This window comes from Cognatishimia sp. (assembly GCF_964229375.1).
GTDB lineage: Bacteria > Pseudomonadota > Alphaproteobacteria > Rhodobacterales > Rhodobacteraceae > Cognatishimia.
Map to the genome: position 1 here is coordinate 1 of NZ_CAXREH010000229.1, position 4221 is coordinate 4221.

Consider the following 4221-nt stretch of genomic DNA (forward strand, 5'->3'; position numbering starts at 1 on the left):
TGTCAACGAACCAAACGCCATGGCACAGCTTTGCCGTTCGCTTCATGATCGTTGGGGCAAGATTGATCTGAGGATTCATACGGCAGTCCATGCCGCCCCGCTGGCTCCCGCCAGCCATATGGACCAGAAAGACTGGGCCAAATCCGTCGCCACGAATGTCACAGCAATGGGCACGCTGATCCCGTTTGTGTCTCCGTTGCTGGGGGCTGGCTCTCAGGCGATATTCTTTGATGACGCAAGTGCGGGTCAGAAGTTCTTTGGCGCCTATGGTGCCACCAAAGCCGCACAGATCGCCTTGGTCAAAAGCTGGCAGGCCGAGTGCACAAGCACCGACACGAAAGTGTCCATCCTCACGCCAAACCCGATGCCGACCAGCACACGCGCGCGCTTCTTCCCTGGCGAAGACCGCGCGGCCCTGACAGCGCCTCGCGACGAGGCTAATCGCCTTCTGACTGCGGCAGGATTGCTCTAATTCGCCGCGCGCGGCCAGCCAATGGTTGCCCGCACAGCCATCGTCTCATAAACAGGTTTCACACCTAATTGGCGGGGCAAATCATGCGGATTCTCATCACCAACGACGACGGCATTCAGGCAGAAGGTCTGGCCGTTCTTGAGACCATCGCCAAGACGCTTGCAGGCCCCGATGGCGAGGTCTGGACTGTGGCACCCGCGTTTGAGCAATCCGGCGTCGCCCATTGCATCAGCTATGCCCATCCCACCATGATTTCGCAGTTTGGCGACCGTCGCTATGCGGTCGAAGGCAGCCCCGCAGACTGTGTTCTGGCCGGTCTTTACGAAGTGATGAAAGACCGCCGCCCCGACCTGATCCTGTCGGGTGTCAACAAAGGCAACAACTCGGCCGAGAACACGGTTTACTCCGGCACTTTGGGTGCAGCCATGGAAGGCGCGGTGCAGGGTATTCCGTCCATTGGGCTGTCGCAGTTCTATGGTCCGGACAACGCGATGCTGGACAATCCTTTTGAAGCCTCAGCGCAGTTTGGCGTCGATGTCATTCGCAAGATTCTTGCGATAAAGGATGAATCCTCAAATGCTTACGAGCTGTTCTTCAACGTAAACTTCCCACCTGTTCCGGCCGATTCCGTCAAAGGGATCAAGGTGGTGCGTCAGGGTCGCCGCGCGGGTACGAACTTTGGGGTCGAGCTGCAAGAGCGCCCGAACCGCCGCAAATACCTTTGGGTGACCGGGGGCGATCAACGCGCGCCCTCGAGCCCAGACACAGACGTGGCGGTGAACCTTGATGGCTATATCTCGGTCACCCCCATGCGCGCGGATCTGACGGCCCATGATATGCTGGACAGCTTTCGGGGGATTGAATGAGCCAGGATCTCGCGGAACAGAAAATGCGCTTCATGTTTGCCCTGCGCAGCAAGGGCGTGACAGATGCCCGCGTGCTGACGGCAATGGAAACCATCGATCGGGGGCCCTTTGTGCGCGGCATCTTTACAGAGCGCGCCTATGAAGACATGCCTCTGCCAATTGCCTGTGGTCAGACCATCAGTCAGCCATCCGTCGTTGGCTTGATGACCCAAGCGCTGGACGTCAGCCCGCGCGACAAGGTTCTAGAGGTCGGCACAGGCTCTGGCTATCAGGCGGCCATCCTCAGCCAGTTGGCCCGCCGTGTGTATACCGTAGACCGACACCGACGTCTTGTGGCCGAAGCCAAGTCGATCTTTGAGGCGATGGATCTGGGCAATATCACCGCATTCACCGCCGATGGCAGCTTTGGGTTGCCCGATCAGGCCCCGTTTGACCGTATCATCGTCACTGCGGCCGCCGAAGACACGCCAGGGCCGCTTTTGGGACAGCTCAAGGTTGGCGGCATCATGGTTCTGCCTGTCGGGCAGTCAGACACGGTTCAAAGCATGATCAAAGTCACCCGCACGGAAGATGGCTTTGACTATCAAGAGATGCGTCCGGTGCGGTTTGTGCCGCTTCTGGAAGGCATCGCCCGTGACAATTAAGCATAAACCCGCCGAAAACCCCTGATTTTTCCCCCTATTGCCCTGCTCTAACTTGGGTAGACGTGATACAAGGTGGCAAAACACAACCCCGAGCCGATACGGCAAACGGGGAGTTCATGAGGATTTCGAGATGGCTGTGGCAAGACGGCGCGTTTTTTCTTTTGTGATGGCGGTCTCTGTAACCGCGCTTTTGGCGGGCTGTGAAGACGGTCTTGATTTCGACCTGCGCGGCAGTCTTGGCTCTGGTCTGGACACGACATCAGCCGCCCTCGGCGTGACGGCGGATCGTCCCGACACCGACAATCGCGGCATCATCTCGTACCCGAACTATCAGGTGGCTGTAGCCCGCCGTGGTGACACAGTACGCGACGTAGCAAATCGGGTTGGCATTCCGCCGGAACAACTGGCGGACCATAACTCGCTGGCAACGCATGACCGCTTGCGTCAAGGCGAGGTTCTGCTGCTGCCCGACCGCGTGGCTGAACCTTCGTCGCAGACCGGCGGCACAGGTCAGGTTCTGCCGCCCTCTAACGTGGATATTTCATCTTTGGCGGGCAGCGCGATCGACAATGCCGACATTCAGACCGAAGAACTGGAAGCCGCGCCAAGGCCAACGCGCCCATCAGACGTTCAGATCGGCTATGAGCCTGTGCGCCACACCGTGACACGTGGCGAGACCGCCTTCTCTATTGCGCGCCTCTACAATGTATCTGTCAGAGCGCTGGCCGAATGGAACGGTCTGGGCAATGATTTCACGATCCGTGAGCGTCAGATCCTGCTGATCCCACCAGCGCAGCCGGGCGCGCCTGCCACCAGCCCGCGTCCGAAACCACGCACAGAAAGCGCTGTGTCACAGCCCGGTCAGGGGTCGGCCACTCCGACCCCACCAAGCGCGTCGCAGCCGCTGCCAAAGGACACCTCAAAGCAAGAGGTTAAGAAACCGGCTGCGCCCAAGCTAGAACAAACGCCGACAAGCTCGGCACAGATGAGCTATCCCGTTGACGGCCGCATCATCCGCACGTTCAAAAAAGGCAAGAACAACGGGATCGATATTTCCGCGGATGCCGGATCGCCTGTCAAAGCGGCGGCAAGCGGCACAGTGGCCGCGATTACGACCGATGCAGACGACGTGACCATCATTGTTGTCCGGCACGCCGACAACGTCATGACGGTGTATTACAACGTGGCTGACGTCGCCGTTAAGAAAGGCGCGAAAGTGTCGCGTAATCAAGCGATTGCTAAGGTTCCGAGCGAAAAGAACTTTGTCCACTTTGAGGTGCGCAAAGGCTTTGACATCGTCGATCCGATGCCGTTCCTGGAATAAGCCAAGGGCCAATTAAAAGGGCGTCAGAGTGCGACGCCCTTTCGACCTGCTAGATCTGTGAAATACTGCCACGCCACGCGGCCGGAACGCCCCCCACGTGTCGCCTGCCATTCGATGGCTTCTGCGCGCAGGGTGTCGGCGTCCACCTCGACACCATAGGCCTGTACATAGCCCTGGATCATCGCGAGGAATTCATCCTGATCACAGGGATGGAATCCTAGCCACAGACCAAAGCGATCCGACAAAGACACCTTTTCCTCGACAGCCTCAGACGGGTTAATCGCCGAGCCGCGCTCGTTCTCGATCATATCACGCGGCATCAGGTGGCGACGGTTAGACGTCGCATAGAAAACGACATTGTCCGGCCGACCTTCGATACCACCGTCCAGAACGGCCTTAAGGCTCTTGTAGTGCTGATCATCGTGCGAGAAAGACAGGTCATCACAAAACAGCAGGAACCGCGCATCAGACCCACGCAGGTGTTGCAGCAGGCGCGCAACGCTCGGCAGATCCTCACGTTGTAGTTCGACGATTTTCAGGGCGTGGCCGCGTGCGTTCACCTCGGCATGGACGGCTTTCACCAGTGACGACTTGCCCATGCCACGCGCGCCCCAAAGCAGCGCGTTGTTGGCAGCAAAGCCTTGCGCAAACCGCAATGTGTTTTCCAGCAGCGTATCGCGAGAGCGGTTGATCCCAACCAGCAGCGACAGATCCACCCGAGACACATCCGGCACCGGCTCTAGGCGTTCAGGCTCGACATGCCACACAAACGCATCGGCGGCATCAAAGTCCGGAGACGCCAACGGCGCCGGAGACATCCGCTCCAACGCCGCTGCAATCCGCTCTAAGGGATCATTTGTCATCGTCGGCGTCGACCTCTATGTCGGCTTCTTCTTCGTCGTCATAATAGCCCTC

The 4221-nt window shown here is 58.8% G+C and carries 5 protein-coding genes; 4 read left to right on the forward strand and 1 reads right to left on the reverse strand.

All coding sequences use genetic code 11. From position 1 onward, the window contains the following. The 4 genes from ACEQWH_RS16130 to ACEQWH_RS16145 all read left to right on the forward strand — a co-directional run. A partial coding sequence (locus ACEQWH_RS16130) for an SDR family oxidoreductase (RefSeq protein WP_370232561.1) occupies nt 1-472 on the forward strand: 472 nt, incomplete at its 5' end. 83 nt (nt 473-555) lie between these two features. After that, nucleotides 556-1338: a 5'/3'-nucleotidase SurE gene (surE, locus tag ACEQWH_RS16135; RefSeq protein ID WP_370232563.1), complete on the forward strand. Its 783-nt coding sequence runs from the start codon at nt 556-558 to the stop codon at nt 1336-1338. Further along, the gene (locus tag ACEQWH_RS16140; protein ID WP_370232565.1) at nt 1335-1982 is read left to right on the forward strand and encodes a protein-L-isoaspartate(D-aspartate) O-methyltransferase; all 648 of its coding nucleotides are present in this window, start codon (nt 1335-1337) and stop codon (nt 1980-1982) included. The genes surE and ACEQWH_RS16140 overlap by 4 nt, the downstream gene beginning before the upstream one ends. A gap of 130 nt (nt 1983-2112) precedes the next feature. After that, complete coding sequence (locus tag ACEQWH_RS16145) at nt 2113-3306, forward strand: LysM peptidoglycan-binding domain-containing protein (RefSeq protein WP_370232567.1); 1194 nt, start codon at nt 2113-2115, stop codon at nt 3304-3306. A 23-nt stretch (nt 3307-3329) separates the two neighbouring features. On the opposite strand, the gene ACEQWH_RS16150 is transcribed toward ACEQWH_RS16145, so the two are convergent. After that, a complete protein-coding gene (locus ACEQWH_RS16150) occupies nt 3330-4169 on the reverse strand; it encodes an ATP-binding protein (protein WP_370232568.1) in 840 nt (279 codons plus the stop codon). Between the last annotated feature and the right edge of the window lie 52 nt (nt 4170-4221).

Excerpts from the sequence above, each read along its gene's own strand:
- surE (WP_370232563.1), top strand. The coding sequence starts at position 556 with ATGCGGATTCTCATCACCAACGACGACGGCATTCAGGCAGAAGGTCTG.
- ACEQWH_RS16145 (WP_370232567.1), top strand. The coding sequence starts at position 2,113 with ATGGCTGTGGCAAGACGGCGCGTTTTTTCTTTTGTGATGGCGGTCTCT.
- ACEQWH_RS16150 (WP_370232568.1), bottom strand. The coding sequence starts at position 4,169 with ATGACAAATGATCCCTTAGAGCGGATTGCAGCGGCGTTGGAGCGGATG.
- ACEQWH_RS16140 (WP_370232565.1), top strand. The coding sequence starts at position 1,335 with ATGAGCCAGGATCTCGCGGAACAGAAAATGCGCTTCATGTTTGCCCTG.